The sequence below is a fragment of the Leclercia sp. LTM14 genome, assembly GCF_023736175.1.
Taxonomy (GTDB): domain Bacteria; phylum Pseudomonadota; class Gammaproteobacteria; order Enterobacterales; family Enterobacteriaceae; genus Enterobacter; species Enterobacter barmai.
In genome coordinates this window covers 835,767-858,647 of record NZ_JAIKTT010000001.1, presented here as the reverse complement: position 1 = coordinate 858,647, position 22,881 = coordinate 835,767, and the positions used below count along the sequence as shown (strand labels likewise).

Below are 22,881 nucleotides of genomic sequence, written 5' to 3'. Positions count from 1 at the left end.
GGGAGAAGTCGGAGTATTCGTACCGGTAAAAACTGGCACAACGCCTTCTCAGCGTTTAGGTTTTTTACAGCGGCAATAAGAGGAGCGTAATGAACAGACCGATCGCACTGGGTATAACCGGGTTCTCATTAATCGCGGTGACATACGGCATGGCGAGATTTTCCTGGGGGTTGATGCTGCCCGATATCCGTCAGGACATTCCTTTCTCACCCCAGGTTGCCGGGTTGATTGCAGCCTGCAGCTATGCGGCTTATTGCCTGTCAGTATTTTTTGCCTCTTTTCTCACCAGTCGCTATGGCCCTCGCGTACCGGCTTTGCTGGCCGCCGCCACGGCCGCAGGCGGGCTGATTATTCTGGCTTTCTCGGCGCTGCCGCTTACCCTGGCGACAGGATTATTTATTGCCGGATTGAGTTCTGGCCTGGCCTCACCCGCGCTTGCCGGGGCCGTAAATGACACCATTGCCCCGGATCGCCAGACCCTGGTGAATACCGTCATTAATGCCGGAACAAGCGCCGGGATCATCCTCTCGGTGCCGGTTCTGCTTTTTATGCCCGGCGGCTGGCGGGCGGCCTGTATCGTCTTTGCCCTGCTGGCACTGCTCTGCCTGCTGGCAGCCTGGCGTTATCTGCCGGGTCTGGCTTCGCGCAAGCGTGAACAAACGCCATCCTGGCGCGAGTCGCTTCGCAAGCCGGGAATGTTCCGCCTGTTAAGTATTGCTTTTGTGAGCGGCGTTGCCAGCGCCGCCTGGTGGAGTTTTGGCCCGGAGCTGCTCAGGAATCATAGCGGGCTTGATAGCGCCGTCACGCGGGTTCTGTGGCTGGTGAGCGGCGGGGCAGGGATCCTGGCCGTGTTTACCGGTAGTGCGGAAAAACGTATCGGGATGCGGGGCGTTTACCGGGGATCGCAGATTTTCATGGCCGCTTCGCTGTTGGCTCTGGCGTTAAGTGAAGGGTTTGCCTGGTGGCTCGTCCCGGTGGTGGCGATGAGCGGGGCGGGATACGTTATTTTATCCGGCGTACTGCTGGTGCAGGGGGCGGTTATCGCTCATCCGTCACCGGCTGTGGGGGTCAGTATGGCTTTTCTGATGCTGGCAGCCGGGCAAATTGTCGGCTCCGTGGTGTTTGGCCTGTTGCTGGGAATGGCGGGCGCAGCGGTCGCGCTGGTCATTTTTTCCGGGCTGTCCTGGGTGATGCTTGCCGTCACGCCGGACGGCCAACAATAATTACGCTTTTTTGCGCGCGCGCGTTTTCTTCACCGGCGTTACGCCTTTCACTTCGCTCTCTACCCAGCCGTCTGACAGCCGGGTGGTGAGCACATCCCCGGCTTTGACCTGTTTCGTCTGCTTCAGCACTTTGCCGTCGGTGGCGGTGGTCACGCTGTAACCGCGCGCCAGCGTTGAAAGCGGGCTGACGGCTTCAAGATGGGTGACCGCATTACCAAAGCGCTCGCGGGTGCTGCCGAGGCGGGCGCGCACGTTCTCAGCCAGCCGGTATTCCAGCTGCTGGATACGCGTCTGCGCGCGCCAGATGCGCGGCTGCGGGTTCTGCTGATTCAGACGCTGAGCGGTGCGCTGCTGGCGCTGCACCGCGCGTTTAAGCTGGTTGTCCACCGCGAGGTTCATTCGCTGGCGCAGGCGTTCCAGCACGGTCTGCTGGCGCGCCAGACGCAGCTGCGGGTGCTGCTGCTGCAGGCGATGATGAAGCTGGGTAAAGCGACGGGTGCGGTTGGCAAGGAAATAGTCCATCGCCATCTCGAGGCGCTGCTGGCCGTTCTGGATCTGGCGCAGCAGTTCCAGCTGGTTCCGGCTCACCATTTCTGCTGCCGCGGACGGCGTTGGTGCCCGCAGGTCGGCGACAAAATCGGCGATGGTGACGTCGGTTTCATGGCCGACGGCGCTCACCACCGGGATCCGGCTGGCAAAAATCGCCCGCGCGACCCGCTCGTCGTTAAAGCTCCAGAGATCTTCCAGCGAGCCGCCGCCGCGCCCGACGATCAGCACGTCACACTCCTGACGGGCGTTAGCGAGCTGTATGGCGCGAACAATCTGCCCCGGTGCATCCTCGCCCTGAACGGCGGTTGGGTAGATCACGACCGGCAGGGAAGGGTCGCGGCGTTTCAGCACGTGCAGAATGTCATGCAGCGCGGCGCCGGTTTTCGAGGTGATCACCCCCACGCAGTGGGCAGGGGAGGGGAGCGGCTGCTTATATTGCTGATCGAACAGCCCTTCTGCTGAAAGCGCGGCTTTCAGCTGCTCATATTTCTGCTGTAGAAGTCCTTCACCCGCAGGCTGCATGCTTTCGACGATAATCTGGTAATCACCGCGCGGCTCGTACAGAGTGATACTGGCGCGAACCAGCACCTGCTGCCCGTGCTGCGGCCGGAACGTCACCCGCCGGTTGCTGTTGCGGAACATCGCGCAGCGCACCTGAGCGGTGTTGTCTTTCAGGGTGAAGTACCAGTGACCGGAAGCTGGCTGTGTGAAATTGGAGATCTCTCCGCTAATCCACACCTGGCCAATTTCCTGCTCAAGCAGCAAACGGACCGTCTGATTAAGGCGGCTGACGGTAAAAATTGAGGGGGACTGGGAGGATAACATGTGAGCGGGATCAAATTCTAAATCAGCAGGTTATTCAGTCGATAGTAACCCGATAAGAGGCAATCGCAAGCATTTTTTATAAAAAAGTGTAGATGCAATCGGTTACGCTCTGTATAATGCCACGGCAATATTTAACCACCCAGGTCAGAGATATTGCCCATGCTACGTATTGCTAAAGAAGCACTGACGTTTGACGACGTCCTCCTCGTTCCCGCTCATTCCACCGTTCTGCCGAATACTGCCGACCTCAGCACGCAGTTGACCAAAACCATTCGCCTGAACATTCCTATGCTCTCCGCGGCAATGGACACCGTGACTGAAGCGCGCCTGGCTATCGCCCTGGCTCAGGAAGGCGGCATTGGCTTTATTCATAAAAACATGTCTATCGAGCGCCAGGCGGAAGAAGTTCGCCGCGTGAAGAAGCATGAATCTGGCATCGTTACCGACCCACAAACCGTCCTGCCAACCACCACCCTGCACGAAGTGAAAGCGCTGACCGAGCGTAACGGCTTCGCAGGCTACCCGGTTGTGACCTCCGATAACGAACTGGTGGGCATCATCACCGGTCGTGACGTGCGTTTCGTCACCGACCTGAACCAGCCGGTCAGCGTCTACATGACTCCGAAAGAGCGTCTGGTCACCGTACGTGAAGGTGAATCCCGCGACGTGGTCTTCGCCAAAATGCACGAAAAACGCGTTGAAAAAGCGCTGGTTGTGGACGATGGCTTCCACCTGCGCGGCATGATCACCGTTAAAGACTTCCAGAAAGCAGAACGTAAACCCAACGCCTGTAAAGACGAGCATGGCCGTCTGCGCGTCGGCGCGGCAGTTGGCGCGGGCGCCGGCAACGAAGAGCGCGTTGACGCGCTGGTTGCTGCGGGCGTTGACGTCCTGCTGATCGACTCCTCCCACGGCCACTCCGAAGGCGTGCTGCAACGTATTCGTGAAACCCGTGCAAAATATCCGGACCTGCAGATCATCGGCGGTAACGTAGCGACCGGCGCGGGCGCGCGTGCCCTGGCCGACGCGGGTTGCAGCGCGGTGAAAGTAGGTATTGGCCCAGGCTCCATCTGTACTACCCGTATCGTGACCGGCGTAGGCGTTCCGCAGATCACCGCCGTATCCGACGCGGTCGAAGCGCTGGAAGGGACCGGCATTCCGGTTATCGCTGACGGCGGCATCCGCTTCTCTGGCGACATCGCCAAAGCCATCGCGGCCGGTGCGGCAGCGGTCATGGTCGGTTCCATGCTGGCGGGTACCGAAGAGTCTCCGGGCGAAATCGAACTGTTCCAGGGGCGTTCTTATAAATCCTACCGCGGTATGGGTTCCCTGGGCGCGATGTCCAAAGGCTCCTCCGACCGTTACTTCCAGACCGACAACGCCGCTGACAAACTGGTGCCGGAAGGTATCGAAGGTCGCGTGGCCTATAAAGGCTACCTGAAAGAGATCATCCACCAGCAGATGGGCGGCCTGCGCTCCTGTATGGGCCTGACCGGCTGTGGTACCATTGACCTGCTGCGTACTAAAGCGGAATTCGTGCGTATCAGCGGTGCGGGTATCCAGGAAAGCCACGTTCACGACGTGACGATCACCAAAGAGTCTCCGAACTACCGTATGGGCTCCTGATTAATTTCCGCGCCCGGCTCTAAGCCGGGCGCTCTGTTTTTGTTTCACTTGCCTCGGAATTAGCGTCAATGACGGAAAACATTCATAAACATCGCATTCTCATCCTCGATTTCGGTTCTCAATATACTCAGCTGGTGGCACGTCGCGTGCGTGAGCTGGGCGTTTACTGCGAACTGTGGGCGTGGGATGTTACGGAAGCTCAGATTCGCGAGTTCAATCCAAGCGGCATCATCCTCTCCGGCGGCCCGGAAAGCACCACCGAAGACAACAGCCCGCGCGCGCCGCAGTACGTATTCGAAGCCGGTGTGCCGGTGTTCGGCGTCTGCTACGGCATGCAGACCATGGCGATGCAGCTGGGTGGTCACGTCGAAGGTTCAAACGAGCGTGAATTCGGCTACGCGCAGGTTGAAGTACAGACCGACAGCGCCCTGATCCGCGGTATCGAAGACTCCCTGACCGCCGACGGCAAACCGCTGCTCGACGTCTGGATGAGCCACGGCGACAAAGTCACCGCGATCCCGTCCGACTTTGTGACCGTTGCCAGCACCGAAACCTGTCCGTTCGCGATCATGGCGAACGAAGAAAAACGCTTCTACGGCGTGCAGTTCCACCCGGAAGTGACCCACACCCGTCAGGGTATGCGCATGCTGGAGCGCTTTGTTCGCGATATCTGCCAGTGTGAAGCCCTGTGGACACCAGCAAAAATTATCGACGACGCCGTTGAGCGTATCCGCCAGCAGGTGGGTGACGACAAGGTGATCCTCGGCCTGTCCGGCGGCGTTGACTCCTCCGTAACCGCGATGCTGCTGCACCGCGCCATCGGTAAAAACCTGACCTGCGTCTTCGTGGACAACGGCCTGCTGCGTCTGAACGAAGCCCAGCAGGTAATGGACATGTTTGGCGACCACTTCGGCCTGAATATCGTTCACGTTGAAGGCGAGAAGCGCTTCCTCGACGCGCTGGAAGGCGAAAACGATCCAGAAGCCAAACGTAAAATCATCGGCCGCGTGTTCGTTGAAGTGTTCGACGAAGAAGCGTTGAAGCTGGAAGACGTGAAGTGGCTGGCGCAGGGCACCATCTACCCTGACGTGATCGAGTCCGCGGCGTCTGCCACCGGTAAAGCACACGTCATCAAATCTCACCACAACGTGGGCGGCCTGCCGAAAGAGATGAAGATGGGTCTGGTTGAGCCGCTGCGTGAGCTGTTCAAAGACGAAGTGCGTAAGATCGGTCTGGAGCTGGGTCTGCCGTACGACATGCTTTACCGTCACCCGTTCCCGGGTCCGGGTCTGGGCGTGCGCGTGCTGGGCGAAGTGAAGAAAGAGTACTGCGACCTGCTGCGTCGCGCCGACGCGATCTTCATCGAAGAGCTGCACAAAGCCGACCTGTACAACAAAGTGAGCCAGGCGTTCACCGTGTTCCTGCCGGTTCGTTCCGTTGGCGTAATGGGCGATGGCCGCAAGTACGACTGGGTTGTCTCCCTGCGTGCGGTAGAGACCATCGACTTTATGACCGCGCATTGGGCGCATCTGCCGTATGACTTCCTGGGCCGTGTGTCTAACCGCATCATCAACGAAGTGAACGGTATCTCCCGCGTGGTGTATGACATCAGCGGTAAGCCGCCAGCAACGATCGAGTGGGAATAATTCCCGCCCGTTAAGCGTTAAAAATCAAGCCCGCCTCTCGCGGGCTTTTTTTCGCCGGTCTCATTTCACCGCTTGCTCAATCACCCGGGCAATCTCCTCGGGATGGCTCACCATTGAAACATGGCTTGCCGCCACCTCACTGGTTTTCGCATCGATCGCCTTCGCCATCGCGCGTTCCAGATCCGGGTTGATCATCCGGTCATTTTTGCTCACCACATACCAGCTCGGCTTATCGTGCCAGGCCGCGTGGGTCACCTTTTCTGCAAAAGCCTCCGCGCGGATCGGGCCCTGGGTTGCCACCAGCGTGTTTTGCTCTGCGGCCTGAATGTCCGGGGCAAAATCCTGGCGTACCGATTTGCCAGGCAGATAGAGGAAACCGTCTGCGGTTTTGGCGATGCCTGCGCTGCCCGGCGGGGCGGGGAAGCTGTTTGCCAGGTCCGCCGTCGACTGGCCCGAGTCCGGGGCAAACGCCGCCACATACACCAGCGATTTAACCCGCGCATCGTTACCCGCCTCGCTGATGACCGTGCCGCCCCAGGAGTGCCCCACCAGCACTACATCCCCCTGAGCCCGGGCGATGGCGCGCCGGGTGGCGGCCACATCGTCCTGCAGCGAGGTGAGCGGCAGTTGAACGGCAATGACGTCGATATGCTGGCGTTGCAGGTCGCTGATCACGCGGTTCCAGCTGCTGCCGTCGGCAAAAGCCCCGTGCACCAGCACCACGGTTTTATCGTTATTCGCCAGCGCAGCGCCGCTGGCAGAGGCCAGCAGCAGGCTGGCCATCAGGGTGTGTGTAAACCGTTTTTTCATGATTTAGCCTTAACGATAAATGTCGGCGGTGCCTGACAGGGTGTTATTTCCCCCGGCGGAGGTAATGCGAAACGCGCTGGCGCCCGCTTTGTCTGCTTTGGCCTGCAGTTTTGCCTCCAGATCCGCGAGCGACGATGCGCCGCTACTGTCGGAAACAGTGCCGATCTTTTGTTGCCCCTGGGCCTGGTTAATTTCCTGGGCCGCGAACGCGGATGACGTCATGGCAGCAGTGAAGGTCAGGACAGCAATCAGTAATGTTTTCATGGTTAAAACCCTTAAAAATAAGTGAGTGGTTGCGTTCAGTGCATCGCCGCAGCATGCGGCGGCACGGTAAATTCGACGGTTTTGCGATCGACAGGCTTATGGGTTGGATCGGCAAGAATAATGGTTACCTTGTGATAGCCTGCAGGCAGGCCTACCAGAATGACCGGCTCGCCGCTGGCGTCCGCCCAGTGCCAGGGGTTGTCATCCACGATGACGTGGATATGGCCGATGCGCGGCGTTACTTTTAGCGCCTCGGGCCCGAACACCGGTTCAATACGCATGTTCTCTGTGCGGTACTGAATAAAGACCGCGCCTTTACTCAGCGGGCCTGCCAGGGGCGGATCCACAATCAGCTTCGCCGGAGGCTGGGGCTGTTCGGGCGGAGCAACGGCGGCGGGGCCGTTAACATCAGCCGCGCTGAGGCCGCTTAACGGCGCGGCCCAGGTGCAGGCTGATGTCAGTGCGAACAGAGCGAGCAGTAAATGTCGACGCATCATTCGGGTATCTCCTCTTCAGGTCATCAATGGCGACAGATACAGAAAACCATTTTTATGTATCGGGTCTGTTTGCTGTGGGCGGCTTTTTTGTATGGCTGCGTAAGCAGGAGGGTGTGGATACAGTGCGATACATTCCGCGCAAGCGCGGGGGCATTTTCGCTGGCATGGTGTCTGCAGAGGCACCCGGGTGGGTGCTTAAGCAAACAGGAGAATGACCATCATGAATCACGAAAAAGTAGCGTTGGTTTTCGGCGGGGCGCGCGGTATCGGGGCGGCCATTGCGGCACGTCTGGCGCACGACGGCTACCGGGTAGCCATCACATGGGTATCTCGTCCCGACAGGGCGCAGGACGTGGTCTCAACCATTGAACGCCAGGGCGGGCAGGCGATAGCTATAGAAGCCGACAGCGCTGATGCGGCGGCAATCCAGGCGGCAGTCGATAAGACGCTGCACCGCTACGGCAGGCTGGATGTTGCCGTGGTGAACGCGGGTGTGCTTCGCCCAGGGACGATTGAGGAGTATGCGCTGGCGGATCTGGATACTACCCTGGCCGTCAACGTGCGCGGCGTCTTTCTCGCTATTCAGGCGGCGGTAAAAACGATGGCTGAAGGGGGAAGAGTTATCACCATCGGCAGCAATACCGCGGTGCGCACGGGCCATGCGGGCAGCAGCGTTTACGCCATGAGTAAAGCGGCGGTGGCATCGATGGTGCAAAACCTCGCTCTGGATCTGGCACCACGGCGCATCACCATAAACAACATCCAGCCGGGGCCGGTTGCCACCGATATGACAGCCAGCATGGTGGACCAGATTACTCCGCTCGTCCCCCTGCAACGTATCGGTAAGCCGGAAGAGATCGCCTCGCTGGCAGCCTGGCTTGCCGGTGAGTCTTCCGGTTACATGACCGGTTCAAGTCTGACCATTGACGGCGGATTTGTCCTTTAGTCGCTGAGGGCAGGGATGCCCTCACCATCACGCACTGCCTGGCTCTTCACAATGGCCACAGCCAGCCCGGCGATCGCCAGCGTTAACCCCCACGAAATCCACATTGCGCCCATCACGCCCAGCGCCCGGTTCAGCCAGGCATAAGCCAGCGGGGAGGCCGCCGCCATCAGCTGGGCGGGGATCAGCAGCACCCCGGTGCGTCTGGCGTACTCTTCAGGCGCAAACAGCTGCAAGGGCAGGGTCGCTTTTACGATGGTTACCAGACCGTTAATCGCCCCGTAGCCCAATACAAAACCGGCGGCCGACCAGAGCCATAGCAGGCTGCTCAGACCCAGCAAAAAGCAGACCGGCATCGCAAGTGCGGTGAGCAGCGTGAGGCGCAGCGGAGTGAGCCCCGCTCCGGCGATCACCTCCAGAAAGCGTGCGCCGGTCTGCCCGATGCCCCAAAGCATGCCGACGGCAATCGGCAGGCCGACGCTGGCGATAAATTCCGGCAGATGCGTGGAGGTGCCGTTAGAGACAAAGGTGATCAGTGCGATAAACGCGGCGTACAGCCAGCCGTTGCGCCGATCCTCTCCCCCGCCCGTTGCGACAGGTTTATTGACGACAGGGCGCGTTTGATTGGGTAACGACAGGGTTAACGCAGCGCTCAGCAAGCCGAACAGGGCATAAACGAGCAGCGCGTCACGCCAGCTCATGCGTGTCAGCAGCGCCTCGCCCAGCGGCCAGAACACCACCGAGGCCAGCCCGCCTGCCAGCGTGACGCGGGAGATAGTCCGCCGCGCCTGCTGGCCGTAGAGATTGACCAGCGCCGCAAACAGCGCGTCGTATAGCGCCAGGCGCATGCCGATGCCGGTCAATATCCAGGCGCTGTACCAGGCGACGAGGGAGTGCGACGCCGCCATCAGCAAACTGCTAACGGCGATCAGCAGAGAGCCTGTCATCACCACGCGCTGGCCCCCGGCTCGCGCCAGAAGGCAGGCAACAAAGGGCGAGAGAGCGGCCATCACCAGCATGGCGAGCGTCAGGCCCGAGTAAATTTGCACAGAAGACCAGCCAGTATCAGCGGCGATCGCCCGGGCAAAGGTGCCCGGCATATAAAAGGAGATCCCCCAGTTGATAAGCTGGTTACAGCCGGTGGTAAGCGGGATGGCGCGAGGTATGGCAGGGTTTTTCATTATCTTTCATTCCATCAGGGAGTTATCCTGAGCATATCCACTGCATCAGGGCGCAGGCAGGCCCGGGCGTTTATGGCTCCTATAAGAGAAACTTTGTAATGACGACGCTGAATCTGGGACAGCTGGCGACCTTTCGCCTGGTGGTGCAGCGGGGCAGTTTTTCTGCCGCTGCGGATGTGCTCGGGCTTTCGCAGCCGGCCGTGAGCTTGCAGATCCGCCAGCTGGAGCAGTTTCTGCAGGCGCGACTGATTGAGCGTACCGGGCGGGGTGTTAAAGCCACGGCGGCCGGGCTGGCGTTATTAACCCACGGCGAGCGCATCGGGCGGGCGGTGGATGAGGCGATACGTTCCGTGGCCGCGTTCAGCCAGGAAGTGAGCGGAACCATCACCCTTGGAATGGGCGCGACGGCCTGCATTCACCTGTTGCCACCGCTCCTGCAGGAACTGCGTCAGTCGCATCCGCTGCTGCGGGTCGGCGTCACTACCGGCAACACCCTTGAGATCGTTCGCGCTATCGAGGAGAACCGTCTCGATCTGGGGCTGGTGACGCTCCCGGCAGCCGGTTCGGCGCTGGCGATCGCCCCGGTGATGGATGAGGAGTTTGTGTTTATCGCCGCCGGGGAACAGCAGGCGCAATTTGACACGCTGACCGCAGAGCATCTGCAGGATCGGCCCTTTATCGCGTTCAGTGCGGGAAGCAGTACGCGCCTGGTGATCGACGCCTGGTTTCAGGCAAGCGGCGTGGAAGCGCAGCCGATTATGCAATCCGGCAGTATCGAAGCGATCAAGCGTATGGTTCGTGTCGGGCTGGGATACAGCATCATTCCCCGAATGGCGGTCGATTGCGTGGAAGACAGGCAGGGGTTATGCGTGCGGTCGCTTACGCCGGTATTACAGCGCCAGCTGGCCATCGTAATGCGTCAGGATAAAATTCTGAGCAAAGGAATTAGCGAAATTATTCGATTATTACAGCCTGCGGAATAATTAAATTAACCAACAAAATCCAAACGATTAATTAATTGTCGACGGGGAACGCTCGGCGTAATCGACGGAGAGGCTGGATTGCTGGGCCTGCTTTTTCTCCTGATGGTGATACCACGCACCAATAGAAGAATAAACGAAGCGGCCGACGAAAAAGAAGAGGCTGATAAGCAGTATGATACGCGTCATCCGAGTGTTAAACCGATGTCGTCTTCGCATACGTGTGGCCTGACTCACTGTAGTTTTCCTGAAAATACCATGCGGGCGGTACGCCATTAAGGCATACGGGCGGGCAGGGGTCAATTAATCCTAATGTAAAATTCCGTCAACAACTCACCCATTTATTGTTATGTATAATAATAAGTTTATTTACGCCATTGATAATTAGCACAAAAGTAGGGTTAAAAAGCGTGAATATTATTTATCGATATTAATATGTTTGATTTAAGTCAAATGTCACTCGCCGTTGCTAACTAAAATCTTTATTCCTTTCGTGTAATCGATATTTCGTCTGCACGGCAACATTGTCAGGTTGGATGCCTGTCTGAACTACCCCCCTGGATGAGCGGGTTTACTATGGCATCTATGACTATTTTCGCGTTATACAAAAAATACAAAGACCACTGGTGGGGACTGCCGTTGCTCCTGCCGGTGCTCCTGCTGCCTATTGTACGTCATGCCACAACCTACACCCAGGTGGAGGGTCACGTTGTGGTGCTCTATTACATGCCCCTGGCGTTTCTGCTCTCGCTGATGCTGTTTTATGGCATGGCGGCCGTGCCTGGCATTATGCTTTCGCTCTTCCTGCGCTACTACCCCTCGATCGGCGGCTACGAAACCGCCGTTACCATGGCGCATTACCTGATCCCGATAACGCTCAGCTGGGGCGGATATAAGGTCTTTGCGCCGCGTCGGAACCGGGTCTCATACGGCGACGGACGGCTGATGGCGCAGCGTCTGTTCTGGCAAATGTTCTGCCCGGCCACCATTTTCCTGCTGCTGTTTCAGTTTGCTGTCTACCTTGGCGTCTATCAGACAAGGTTCGATCTGGTGGGTATCAACACCATCGGCATCCGCTCGCTGATTAACTATCAGGGATTGCTGGTTGGCTGTCTGACCGGGGTGCCGTTCTGCTACCTGGTTATCCGCACCCTCCGCCACCCCCGCTATCTGCGCAGCCTGATCTCCCAGATTGCGCACCAGATTGACAGCAAGGTGACGGTGACGGAAGTTATTATCTGGATAGTAGCAACCAGCTCGCTGCTCTCCTTGCTGCTGTGGCCTATCAATGAAAACAGCACCATCTTTAGTACCAACTACACGCTGTCGTTGCTGATGCCGGTGATGCTGTGGGGCTCGATGCGCTTCGGTTACAAGCTGATGTCTCTGATCTGGACCCCGGTGCTGATCCTCTCCATTCACTATTTCTACCGCTATATTCCCTGGTCGCAGGGTTACGACATCCAGCTCACCATTACGTCATCCAGCTATCTGGTCTTTACCTTCGTGGTAGTTTATATGGCGATGCTGGCGACGCGTCAGCGGGAAGTGAATATTCGCGCCCGGCGTCTGGCGTTCCTCGACCCGGTAGTGCACATGCCCAACCTGCGTGCGCTCAACCGTGCCCTTGGAAAGAAGCCCTGGTCGGTGCTCTGCTTCCTGCGCATTCCGGAACTGGAGGTTCTGGGGCGTAACTACGGCGTATTGCTGCGTATCCAGTACAAACAGAAGCTGGCCGCGTGGCTGAATGAATACCTGGAATCAGATGAGTGCGTGTATCAGCTGTCGGGTCACGATCTGGTGTTGCGGTTGAATACCGAAATGCATCAGTCCCGCATTGACGAACTGGATCTGCACATCAAGCGTTTCCGCTTTATCTGGGACGGAATGCCGCTCCAGCCACCGGTGGGGGTCAGCTACTGCTATGTGCGTTCCCCGGTGGTGCATCTCTATCTGCTGCTGGGCGAGCTGAGCACCATTGCGGATCTCTCTCTGGCGACCAATCACCCGGAAAACCTGCAGCAGCGCGGCGCCATTAATCTTCAGCGCGGCCTGAAAGACAAAGTCGAGATGATGAACCGCCTGCAGCGGGCGCTGGAAAAAGACGAATTTACCCTGCTGGCGCAGCCGGTACAGGGCATTCGCGGCGATAACTATCACGAGATCCTGCTTCGTCTGCAAAATGGCGACGACGGACTGATTTCGCCCGATGTGTTTCTGCCGGTTGCTCAGGAGTTTGGCCTCTCGTCGCGCATCGATTTGCTGGTGCTGGAGAAGACGCTTCAGTTTATGGCGGATAACCGGGAAGCGCTGCCGGCACAGCGGTTCGCTATCAATCTTTCGCCAACGTCCGTCTGCCGGGCCCAGCTGCCGCTTGAGGTCAGCCGGATGTTGCAAAAATATTCTGTTGAGAGCTGGCAGCTGATCTTCGAGATCACCGAGAGCAGCAGTTTTGGCAATGCCGGGCTGGCGATGCAGACCGTGAATCACTTACAGCAGATGGGATGCCGGATTGCCATTGATGATTTTGGTACCGGCTACGCCAGCTATGCGCGCCTGAAAAATGTCGATGCCGATATCCTCAAGATCGACGGCAGCTTTATCCGTAACATCGTCAGCAACAGCCTGGACTATCAGATTGTTGCCTCCATCTGCCATCTGGCGCGGATGAAAAAGATGCTGGTGGTGGCGGAGTATGTTGAAAGCGAAGAGATCCGCGATGCCGCCGAGGCGATGGGCATTGACTATTTTCAGGGCTATTTGATTGGGAAACCCGTGCCGCTGGAAAATGTGTTGATGACAGAGGCGCTCAGTCAGAGCGCCTGAGGGGAGGGTTACGCAGCGACGTTCGGCGAGCGCTCTTCTTCAATTTTCAGGCACCAGCCGGTGACGGCGCTCCAGTACTGCTGCTCTTTTTCCAGATCCAGCAGAACCAGCGCGTTCTGGCTAAACCAGTCGTGCGGGAAGCTCAGCGTCCAGTGGTTATCGTCCGTGGTGAGCGTCAGCGTTGGCGGCGTGGTGGTCGCCTGGCGCTGGTTGTTCAGCAGCACGCCCAGACGTAACAGCTGGATCAGCGGCTGGAACTGTTTTTTCTTGAACAGCGTAAAGCGCGGCAACTCGTCCAGCTTAACGGCTTTACGATGATAGCGTACCAGCGAGGCCATCATGGTCTGCTGCTCCTGGTTGAAGCCGGGCAGGTCGCTGTTTTGCAGGATATAGGCCGAATGGCGATGCATCCCGCTGTGGTTGATGTTCAGCCCCACTTCATGCAGCATTGCCGCCCACTTAAGCAGAGCTGCCAGCTGCGGATGCGCCAGTTTCGGATTCTGGGCTTCCCACTGATCGTACATATGGATCGTGGTTTCCAGCACGCGTCGGGCCTGTTCGCGGTCAATATTGTACTGATTGGCCAGGCTCTGGGCGGTACGGCTGCGGATATCCTGGTGACGGAAGCGGCCCTCCATCTCATACAGCACGCCTTCACGCAGCGCTCCGTCGGACAGACGCAGCTCACGGATTGCCAGCGCATCGAACACGCCGCACAGGATTGCCAGACCCGGCACAAAGACCGCTTTGCGCTCTTCGGACAGACCCGGCAGGCTCAGGGCATCAAAGCTCTTATGCTTGATCACCTCTTCCATCAGCATGGTCAGACGCTCTGGCGTGATAAAGCCATCTTTTTCGCCCATCTCTACCAGCACTTCGTGCGCCGCTTTGATGGTACCCGAGGCGCCAAGCGCCACGTTCCAGCCCTGCAGACGATACTGCCAGGCGAGGGACTCCAGTTTCTGTACCGCCGCCATACGCGCGCGCTGGAAGTTCTCCCGGCTGATAACACCGCCCGGGAAATAGAGCTGGGCAAAGCTGACGCAGCCCATCCGGCGGCTTTCAACCAGGTGCGGTTCAAAGTTCTCGCCAATCACCAGCTCCGTCGAGCCGCCGCCGATGTCAATCACCAGCTTGCGGCCCTTTTCAGGTTGCGTATGTTCCACGCCCATAAAAATCAGACGGGCTTCTTCGTTACCCGAAATGATCTCAATAGGGTAGGGGATCACCTTTTCAGCGCGTTTTAAAAATTCCGTGGCGTTCGACGCCTGGCGCAGGGTATGGGTTCCGACAATGCAGACGCTTGATGCGGTGAAGCCCTGCAAACGTTCGGCGAACAATGACAGGCAGTTCAGCCCGCGCTCCATCGCCTCTTCGCTGAGCATATTGTCCGCACCCAGGCCGTCAGCCAGGTGGACGCGCTGCTTCAGACGACCGATGATCTGCATTGCGCCATCCACCTCACGGGCGATGACCATGTGGAAGCTGTTAGAACCTAGGTCGACCGCAGCAAACTCCTGCGGTCGTGGGGTCTTGTCGTTTATCGGCATAGGTTAATCGGGTTGCTCGAGTGATTTGATATAGTCGTAAATCGCCAGCTGTGCGCGCACCTTACGGCGGTTGCGCGCGGCACATAGCGGTTACTCAGTTCTTTATCGATATAGCGTGCTTTTACAGTATCACTTAACAATAAGTCAATGATATCAAGAATTTGTTGCTTCAGCCGTGGATCAAGCAGCGGTGCCGCCACTTCAATACGGTAATCGATATTACGCGTCATCCAGTCGGCTGAGGAGAGGTAGACGCGTTTATCGCCACCGTTCTCAAAAATATAGATGCGATCGTGCTCGAGATAGCGGTCGACGATACTGATGACGCGAATATTTTCACTAATCCCTTCGAGATCGGGGATCAGGGAGCACATACCGCGGATCAGCAGGTTAACCATCACCCCTGAGCTGGACGCAGCATACAGGCGATCCACCAGCCCTTTATCGACCAGGTTATTGAGCTTCAGCGTGATGCCAGAAGGCAGGCCCTTCTGCGCATTGGCGATCTCACGGTCGATCATGTCATACAGCAGGCGACGGGAGTTCTGCGGGGAGACCAGCAGATAGTCGAAGCTGACCGGGCGATACGGGTTTTCAATAAAGTTAAACACCCGACGCACCTCGTTGGTGATCCGCGCATCGGCGGTCAGCAGCGAGTAGTCGGTATAAATGCGTGCGGTTTTTTCGTTGAAGTTACCGGTGCCGATGTGGGCATAACGCACCACGTCATCGCCCTCTTTACGGGAGATGAGGAACAGCTTGGCGTGGATCTTCAGGCCAGGGGCGGAGAAGATCACGTGCACGCCCGCTTCGGTGAGACGACGGGCCCAGTGGATGTTGGCCTCTTCGTCGAAACGCGCCTGCAGTTCAACGACCACGGTCACTTTCTTGCCGTTGTGGGCAGCGTGGATCATCGCATCGATGATGCGGGAATCTTTCGCCACTCGGTAGATGTTGATTTTAATCGCCAGCACGTTGGGGTCGAACGACGCCTGACGCATCAGTTCCAGCACGTGCTCAAAGGTGTGGTACGGATAGTAGAGCAGGACGTCGCGCTCGCGAATGGCGTCGAAGCCGTTGCGGAACTTATCAAACCAGATGTGGCGCAGGCGCGGCAGCGGCTTGTTCACCAGGTTGGCTTTGCCAACGTTCGGGAAGCCGATAAAGTCTTTGAAGTTATGGTAGCGACCGCCCGGCACGATGGAGTCGTAGCGGGAGATAGTCAGCTTCTCGCGAAGCATCTCGACCATAGCATCGGGCATATCGCGCTGATAGACAAAGCGCACCGGCTCGGCCGTCAGACGCTGCTTGAGGCTGGAGGACATCAGCTCCATCAGGCTGGCCTCCATCTCGTGCACCAGATCGTACTCCGCGTCGCGGGTCATCTTCATGGAGTAGGCGTTCAGCGCATCGTAGTCGAAGAAGCCTTTAAAGATGTCGTCCAGGCAGTAGCGCAGAATGTTATCCAGCAGGATCATCGGCTTGCGGCGACGCGGCGTTTCCGGCGGCAGATTGACAAAGCGCGGGACTTTATCTGACGGGATCTCCAGCAGCGCATAGCGGATGCTGTCGCCGCGGATAATCTCTACCGCCAGATAGGTGTAGTCATCCTTCAGGAACTGCACCAGATCGGTTTCGCGGTTAATCAGGATCGGGGTGATGTGCTGGCGCAGATAATGTTTGAAATAGTGACGCAGCCAGCTCTGCTGGTTGACCGAGAGCTGACGCTCGTTGATCAGGAAGATTTGATTGCGCGCCATCTCCAGCAGCAATTCGTTATAGAGGCTATCAAACTCTTGATCGGCTTTCAGTACGCGGGACTGGATCTTGCCCAGCAGATGACGCGAGTTCGAGTTTAAACCCTGCTCTTCGCTAATGATGATTCGGCGCTTCAGTTCAGCAAAGCGAACTTTATAGAACTCGTCCAGGTTATTGGAGTAAATCCCCAGAAAACGCATGCGCTCAATCAGCGGGTTAGTTTTATCCGCCGCTTCCTGAAGCACGCGCTCGTTGAATGCTAACCAGCTTAGCTCTTTCTCGATGTATAACTTTTCCTGACCCATTACTACTCACACTCCAGTTCAATCACAGGACGTGGTAAATCCGTCTCGCCTTTATTATGGCGAGCATTTCCACAATATGTCCAACTGTGTCAGAAAAGTATGACAGTTAAATTATTTTTTGAGGCAAAATAGAGAGTTAGTTAAGTAGGTCGGGTAAGCGAAGCGCCACCCGACAAATATACTATTCTTCTGCCGCATGTCCTTGCGGGGGTAACGGCGCGCCGTCCAGCCAGGCGGCGCCGTCGCGCATTTCCAGACGACCGTCAACAAACCAGCTGACCACCAGCGGGTAGATGGCGTGCTCCTGGGCCTGCACCCGGGCGGTGACATCCTCTTCGCTGTCGCCTGCAAATACCGGCACTTTCGCCTGCAGAATAACCGGGCCGCCATCCAGCTCGTCAGTGACGAAATGGACCGAGGTACCGTGCTCTTCATCGCCGTTATCCAGCACCTGACGATGGGTGTTCAGGCCAGGATATTTTGGCAGCAGGGAAGGGTGGATGTTCAGTAGTCGCCCGGCATAGTGCGCAACAAACGCCGGGCTGAGGATGCGCATATAGCCGGCAAGTACCACCACGTCCGGGGCGTAGGCGTCTATCTCCTGCACCAGCTCGCGGTCAAAGGCCTCGCGGCTGGCAAACTGGGAGGCGCTGAGCGCATGCGCGGCAATGCCCGCATCGCGGGCACGCTCAAGGCCGTACGCATCGGCCTTGTTACTGAATACTGCGCGGAGGGTGCCGTTGATCTTCTGCTGTTTGCAGGCATCGATGATAGCCTGCAAATTACTTCCGTTACCGGAAATGAGCACCACTATATTTTTCATTCAATGACCACACGCTCTTCGGAATCAGACGCTTTGATGATACCGATTTTCCACGCGTTTTCACCTTTCGCCTGCAGCAGCGCCAGGGCTTTGTCCACTTCGCTTGCCGGCAGGGCAATAACCATCCCCACGCCGCAGTTGAAGGTGCGATACATCTCGTGATTGCTGACGTTACCGGCATCCTGCAGCCAGTTAAATACCGCAGGCCACTGCCATGAAGACTCGTCGATCACTGCCTGGGTGTTGTCCGGCAGTACGCGCGGGATGTTTTCCCAGAAGCCGCCGCCGGTCAGGTGGGCGATAGCGTGAACGTCCACGTTCTCAATCAGCTCCAGAACCGATTTCACGTAGATACGGGTAGGTTCGAGCAGGTGATCGGCCAGCGGTTTCCCTTCCAGCTCGGTGGTGAGGGGGTCGCAGCCGCTCACTTCGACAATTTTGCGCACCAGGGAGTAGCCGTTAGAGTGTGGTCCGCTGGACGCCAGGGCGATCAGCACGTCGCCGTCGGTCACTTTGCTGCCGTCAACGATCTCTGATTTTTCGACAACGCCCACGCAGAAGCCAGCAACGTCGTAATCTTCGCCGTGGTACATGCCCGGCATTTCGGCAGTTTCACCGCCCACCAGCGCACAGCCAGACTGCAGACAGCCTTCGGCGATGCCGCTGATTACGCTGGCTGCGGTATCCACGTCCAGCTTGCCGGTCGCGTAGTAGTCGAGGAAGAACAGCGGCTCAGCGCCCTGAACAACCAGGTCATTGACGCACATCGCGACCAGGTCAACGCCGATGGTGTCGTGGCGTTTCAGATCCATCGCCAGACGCAGCTTGGTGCCCACGCCGTCGGTGCCTGAGACCAGAACCGGTTCACGGTATTTTTGCGGCAGCGCGCACAGTGCGCCGAATCCTCCCAGACCTCCCATCACTTCCGGGCGGCGGGTCTTTTTCACCACACCTTTGATACGGTCAACCAGCGCATTACCTGCGTCAATATCAACACCGGCATCTTTGTAGCTGAGAGAAGTTTTGTTGGTCACGGCTCAAGTCCCCACGCGATTGCATTGCGATAGTAAGAAAAATCGGCGCAATTCTAACAGTCCAGGCAAACGTTTGCGAGCCCATTCTGCAACAGAAAATAGCGCCCGTGAAAATCCAGTAAAAATCACGCCTTAGCACGCAAACATGAACTCGTTCACGAAAATGAAACCGGGTACATTCTTATTCTTGCAACCCTGCCAGGGAATGCACATCATTTCACTGAAACCGGTTTCTGTACTCTTTTTGCCGATAATTAACGCTGAATGAGGGATATCGCATGTCAGGATTCAAAGAGGGTTTTCTGTGGGGCGGCGCGGTGGCGGCGCATCAACTTGAAGGCGGCTGGCAGGAGGGCGGGAAGGGCGCGAGCGTTGCAGACGTGATGACCGCTGGCGCACACGGCGTCCCCCGCGAAATCACCGACGGCGTGCTGCCGGGCAAAAACTACCCCAACCACGAAGCCATCGATTTCTATCACCGGTACAAAGAAGATATCCAGCTGTTCGCGGAGATGGGCTTTAAATGCTTCCGCACCTCCATTGCCTGGACGCGTATTTTCCCCAAAGGCGACGAGCTGCAACCTAACGAGGCGGGGCTGAAGTTTTACGACGATCTGTTTGATGAGTGTCTGAAGCACGGCATCGAACCGGTGATCACCCTCTCGCACTTCGAAATGCCTTATCACCTGGTGAAAGAGTACGGCGGCTGGCGTAACCGCAAGCTGATCGACTTTTTTGTGCGCTTTGCCAGCGTCGTGTTCGAGCGCTATCAGCACAAAGTGAAGTACTGGATGACCTTTAACGAGATCAACAACCAGGCCAACTTCCACGAGGATTTCGCACCCTTTACTAACTCCGGCCTGCACTATCAGCCGGGTGAAGATCGCGAGCCGGTGATGTTCCAGGCGGCGCACTATGAGCTAGTGGCGAGCGCCCTGGCGGTGAACGCCGGACGCGACATCAACCCGTCCCTGCGTATCGGCTGTATGATCGCCATGTGCCCAATCTATCCGCTGACCTGCGCCCCGAACGATATGATGATGGCGATGAATGCCATGCACCGCCGCTACTGGTTCACCGACGTGCACGTGCGCGGAGCCTATCCGCAGCATCTGCTCAACTACTTCGCCCGTCGCGGCTTTGAGCTGGATATCACCGAAGAGGATAAAGCGGCGCTGAAGCAGGGCTGTGTGGACTACATTGGCTTCAGCTATTACATGTCGTTTGCCACCAAAGCGACGGACGACAACCCGCAGCTGGATTATGACGAAAGCAAAAGCCTGGTCTCCAACCCATACGTGCAGAAGTCGGACTGGGGCTGGCAGATTGACCCGGTGGGGCTGCGCTACTCCCTGAACTGGTTCTGGGATCACTACCAGCTGCCGCTGTTTATTGTCGAGAACGGTTTTGGCGCCATCGACGTGCTGGAGAGCGACGGCACGGTGAACGACCAGTACCGCATCGACTATCTCAGCGCCCATATCCGCGAGATGAAAAAAGCGGTGGAGGAGGATGGCGTGGATCTGATGGGCTACACCCCGTGGGGCTGCATCGATCTGGTCTCTGCCGGAACGGGCGAGATGAAAAAACGCTATGGCTTTATCTACGTGGATAAAGACAACGAAGGCAACGGCACGCTGAATCGCAGCAAGAAAAAGTCGTTCGCCTGGTATCAGAAGGTGATCGCCAGCAACGGAGAGAACCTTTAGTTGCCGGGTGGCGCTAACGCTTACCCGGCCTACACTACACGTAGGCCCGCTTAAGCGTAGCGCCACCGGGCAGATCCCGCACCCAAGCCGGAGCCCTGTCTCCGGCTTTTTTTGTCTCTAAATCACTTTGCTTGATGTACGTCAAGCAAGATGGGTATGGCGCTGTCCGCAAAAAGCGGTATAATCCGGCGATTTTTTTTGTGGCTGCCACCCGAAGGAGAAAGAGAATGAAGATTGTGGAAGTGAAACACCCACTCGTTAAACACAAGCTGGGCCTGATGCGTGAGCATGACATCAGCACTAAGCGCTTTCGTGAACTGGCCTCTGAAGTTGGCAGCTTACTGACCTATGAAGCAACCTCCGATCTGGAAACCGAAACGGTGACCATTGAAGGCTGGAACGGCCCGGTACAGGTTGAGCAGATCAAAGGCAAAAAAATTACCGTTGTGCCAATCCTGCGTGCGGGTCTGGGCATGATGGAAGGCGTGCTGGAGCACGTGCCAAGCGCGCGTATCAGCGTGGTGGGTATCTACCGTAACGAAGAGACGCTGGAGCCGGTTCCGTATTTCCAGAAGCTGGTGTCCAACATCGACGAGCGTATGGCGCTGGTCGTTGACCCAATGCTGGCGACCGGTGGTTCCATGATCGCCACTATCGACCTGCTGAAAAACGCCGGCTGCAGCAGCATCAAGGTGCTGGTGCTGGTTGCCGCGCCGGAAGGTATTGCCGCGCTGGAAAAAGCGCATCCGGACGTTGAGCTGTACACCGCGTCTGTCGATCAGGGGCTGAACGAGCACGGGTACATCATCCCGGGCCTCGGCGATGCTGGCGATAAGATTTTTGGTACTAAATAAGTGAATAACGAAAAAGAAGCCGACTTTGATAGTCGGCTTTTTTTGAATAAAAAACCCAACCGCTTAAAACAAACAACACTTGAGGAAGAATCTATGACGCGCCGTGCTATCGGGGTGAGTGAAAGACCGCCACTTTTACAGACTATCCCGCTTAGTTTGCAGCACCTGTTTGCGATGTTTGGCGCAACCGTGCTGGTGCCTATTCTGTTCCACATTAACCCGGCCACCGTGCTGCTGTTTAATGGCATCGGGACGCTGCTGTATCTCATTATCTGTAAAGGCAAAATCCCTGCCTATCTGGGTTCCAGCTTTGCATTTATTTCTCCGGTCCTGCTGCTGCTGCCGTTAGGTTATGAAGTGGCGCTGGGCGGTTTCATCATGTGCGGCGTGCTGTTCTGCCTGGTGGCTTTCATTGTGAAGAAAGCGGGTACCGGCTGGCTGGACGTGATGTTCCCGCCTGCGGCGATGGGCGCAATCGTTGCCGTCATCGGCCTTGAGCTGGCGGGCGTTGCGGCAAACATGGCGGGGCTGCTGCCTGCCGACGGCCAGGCGCCGGACACCAAAACCATTATCATCTCGCTGGTGACGCTGGGCGTGACGGTCTTTGGCTCCGTGCTGTTCCGCGGCTTTATGGCGATTATCCCGATCCTGATTGGCGTGCTGGCGGGCTATGCGCTCTCCTTCGCCATGGGCGTTGTGGATACCACGCCAATTGCCCAGGCCCACTGGTTCGCGCTGCCTACCTTCTACACCCCGCGCTTTGAGTGGTTTGCCATCTTCACCATTCTGCCTGCGGCGCTGGTGGTCATTGCCGAGCACGTTGGTCACCTGGTGGTGACGGCGAACATCGTCAAGCGCGACCTGATCCGCGACCCGGGCCTGCACCGCTCGATGTTTGCCAACGGTTTCTCGACCATCATCTCCGGCTTCTTTGGCTCTACGCCAAACACCACCTACGGTGAAAACATCGGCGTGATGGCTATTACCCGCGTGTACAGCACCTGGGTTATCGGCGGCGCGGCGATCATCGCCATCCTGCTCTCCTGCGTGGGTAAACTGGCTGCAGCCATCCAGATCATCCCGGTGCCGGTGATGGGCGGTGTTTCTCTGCTGCTGTACGGGGTAATTGGTGCTTCCGGTATCCGCGTGCTGATTGAGTCCAAAGTGGACTACAGCAAAGCGCAGAACCTGATCCTGACCTCCGTTATCCTGATCATCGGCGTGAGCGGCGCGAAGGTTCACATTGGCGCAGCCGAGCTGAAGGGCATGGCGCTGGCGACCATCGTCGGTGTAGGCCTGGCCCTGATCTTCAAACTGATCTCCGTTCTGCGCCCGGAAGAAGTGGTCCTGGACGCGGAAGAGAGCGAAAAAGTCTCTCATTGATCGTCTAACCGGGCGGCCGATCCGCCCGGTTCTCTCCCCGCTTGTTCCGTGTTAAACTCTGGGCCGATTCCGAGTAAGACCTGGTTGAGGTATTT

At 57.5% G+C, this 22,881-nt stretch carries 18 protein-coding genes and 1 pseudogene; 9 read left to right on the top strand and 10 right to left on the bottom strand.

All coding sequences use genetic code 11. The features are described from left to right. Nucleotides 1–89: 89 nt before the first annotated feature. Nucleotides 90–1,223 (top strand): MFS transporter, encoded by a 1,134-nt coding sequence (locus tag K5I40_RS04030; protein ID WP_039029708.1) that lies wholly within the window; start codon nt 90–92, stop codon nt 1,221–1,223. Here K5I40_RS04030 and xseA read toward each other — a convergent pair whose 3' ends face one another. After that, nucleotides 1,224–2,597, bottom strand: a complete 1,374-nt coding sequence (gene xseA / locus K5I40_RS04025) for an exodeoxyribonuclease VII large subunit (RefSeq protein WP_223073660.1) — start codon at nt 2,595–2,597, stop codon at nt 1,224–1,226. A 159-nt stretch (nt 2,598–2,756) separates the two neighbouring features. Between xseA and guaB the strand changes: the two genes are divergently transcribed. Further along, entirely contained in the window at nt 2,757–4,223 is a 1,467-nt protein-coding gene (gene guaB, locus K5I40_RS04020; protein ID WP_039029706.1) for an IMP dehydrogenase, read from the top strand. Nucleotides 4,224–4,291: 68 nt separating this feature from the next. After that, nucleotides 4,292–5,869, top strand: a complete 1,578-nt coding sequence (guaA, locus tag K5I40_RS04015; protein ID WP_138369767.1) for a glutamine-hydrolyzing GMP synthase — start codon at nt 4,292–4,294, stop codon at nt 5,867–5,869. A 60-nt stretch (nt 5,870–5,929) separates the two neighbouring features. Here guaA and K5I40_RS04010 read toward each other — a convergent pair whose 3' ends face one another. From K5I40_RS04010 to K5I40_RS04000, 3 genes are read right to left on the bottom strand one after another with little or no spacing between them, the layout of a single operon-like run. Next, nucleotides 5,930–6,679, bottom strand: a complete 750-nt coding sequence (locus K5I40_RS04010; RefSeq protein WP_223073661.1) for an alpha/beta hydrolase — start codon at nt 6,677–6,679, stop codon at nt 5,930–5,932. A 9-nt stretch (nt 6,680–6,688) separates the two neighbouring features. Beyond that, the gene (locus K5I40_RS04005) at nt 6,689–6,943 is read right to left on the bottom strand and encodes a DUF1471 domain-containing protein (protein ID WP_039029703.1); all 255 of its coding nucleotides are present in this window, start codon (nt 6,941–6,943) and stop codon (nt 6,689–6,691) included. Between the two features lie 35 nt (nt 6,944–6,978). Next, on the bottom strand, nt 6,979–7,440 hold the full coding sequence (locus K5I40_RS04000) for a DUF6130 family protein (protein ID WP_223073662.1): 462 nt from the start codon (nt 7,438–7,440) through the stop codon (nt 6,979–6,981). A 220-nt stretch (nt 7,441–7,660) separates the two neighbouring features. Between K5I40_RS04000 and K5I40_RS03995 the strand changes: the two genes are divergently transcribed. Beyond that, on the top strand, nt 7,661–8,386 hold the full coding sequence (locus tag K5I40_RS03995) for an SDR family NAD(P)-dependent oxidoreductase (RefSeq protein ID WP_139563349.1): 726 nt from the start codon (nt 7,661–7,663) through the stop codon (nt 8,384–8,386). On the opposite strand, the gene K5I40_RS03990 is transcribed toward K5I40_RS03995, so the two are convergent. Continuing rightward, a complete protein-coding gene (locus tag K5I40_RS03990; RefSeq protein ID WP_223073663.1) occupies nt 8,383–9,564 on the bottom strand; it encodes an MFS transporter in 1,182 nt (393 codons plus the stop codon). The genes K5I40_RS03995 and K5I40_RS03990 overlap by 4 nt on opposite strands. A 98-nt stretch (nt 9,565–9,662) precedes the next feature. On the opposite strand from K5I40_RS03990, the gene K5I40_RS03985 reads away from it, so the two are divergent. Further along, nucleotides 9,663–10,547 (top strand): LysR family transcriptional regulator, encoded by an 885-nt coding sequence (locus K5I40_RS03985; RefSeq protein WP_138369773.1) that lies wholly within the window; start codon nt 9,663–9,665, stop codon nt 10,545–10,547. Between the two features lie 27 nt (nt 10,548–10,574). On the opposite strand, the gene K5I40_RS03980 is transcribed toward K5I40_RS03985, so the two are convergent. Next, the gene (locus K5I40_RS03980; RefSeq protein WP_039029698.1) at nt 10,575–10,781 is read right to left on the bottom strand and encodes a YfgG family protein; all 207 of its coding nucleotides are present in this window, start codon (nt 10,779–10,781) and stop codon (nt 10,575–10,577) included. 348 nt (nt 10,782–11,129) lie between these two features. Here K5I40_RS03980 and K5I40_RS03975 point away from each other — a divergent pair, with 348 nt between their 5' ends. After that, entirely contained in the window at nt 11,130–13,370 is a 2,241-nt protein-coding gene (locus K5I40_RS03975) for an EAL domain-containing protein (RefSeq protein WP_223073985.1), read from the top strand. Between the two features lie 8 nt (nt 13,371–13,378). On the opposite strand, the gene ppx is transcribed toward K5I40_RS03975, so the two are convergent. The 4 genes and pseudogenes from ppx to purM form a co-directional block, all read right to left on the bottom strand. Next, nucleotides 13,379–14,920: an exopolyphosphatase gene (ppx, locus tag K5I40_RS03970; protein ID WP_039029696.1), complete on the bottom strand. Its 1,542-nt coding sequence runs from the start codon at nt 14,918–14,920 to the stop codon at nt 13,379–13,381. Between the two features lie 3 nt (nt 14,921–14,923). Beyond that, nucleotides 14,924–16,983, bottom strand: a pseudogene (ppk1, locus tag K5I40_RS03965) (polyphosphate kinase 1). A 181-nt stretch (nt 16,984–17,164) separates the two neighbouring features. Continuing rightward, the gene (purN, locus tag K5I40_RS03960) at nt 17,165–17,806 is read right to left on the bottom strand and encodes a phosphoribosylglycinamide formyltransferase (RefSeq protein ID WP_039029694.1); all 642 of its coding nucleotides are present in this window, start codon (nt 17,804–17,806) and stop codon (nt 17,165–17,167) included. Next, nucleotides 17,803–18,840, bottom strand: a complete 1,038-nt coding sequence (gene purM, locus K5I40_RS03955; RefSeq protein ID WP_039029693.1) for a phosphoribosylformylglycinamidine cyclo-ligase — start codon at nt 18,838–18,840, stop codon at nt 17,803–17,805. The genes purN and purM overlap by 4 nt, the downstream gene beginning before the upstream one ends. A gap of 278 nt (nt 18,841–19,118) precedes the next feature. Between purM and K5I40_RS03950 the strand changes: the two genes are divergently transcribed. From K5I40_RS03950 to uraA, 3 genes are all read left to right on the top strand, one after another. Further along, entirely contained in the window at nt 19,119–20,549 is a 1,431-nt protein-coding gene (locus K5I40_RS03950; RefSeq protein ID WP_223073664.1) for a 6-phospho-beta-glucosidase, read from the top strand. A gap of 227 nt (nt 20,550–20,776) precedes the next feature. After that, nucleotides 20,777–21,403, top strand: coding sequence for a uracil phosphoribosyltransferase (gene upp / locus K5I40_RS03945; RefSeq protein WP_032613066.1), 627 nt, complete (start codon nt 20,777–20,779; stop codon nt 21,401–21,403). 93 nt (nt 21,404–21,496) lie between these two features. Further along, the gene (gene uraA, locus K5I40_RS03940; protein ID WP_039029691.1) at nt 21,497–22,786 is read left to right on the top strand and encodes a uracil permease; all 1,290 of its coding nucleotides are present in this window, start codon (nt 21,497–21,499) and stop codon (nt 22,784–22,786) included. The last annotated feature ends 95 nt before the right edge of the window (nt 22,787–22,881 follow it).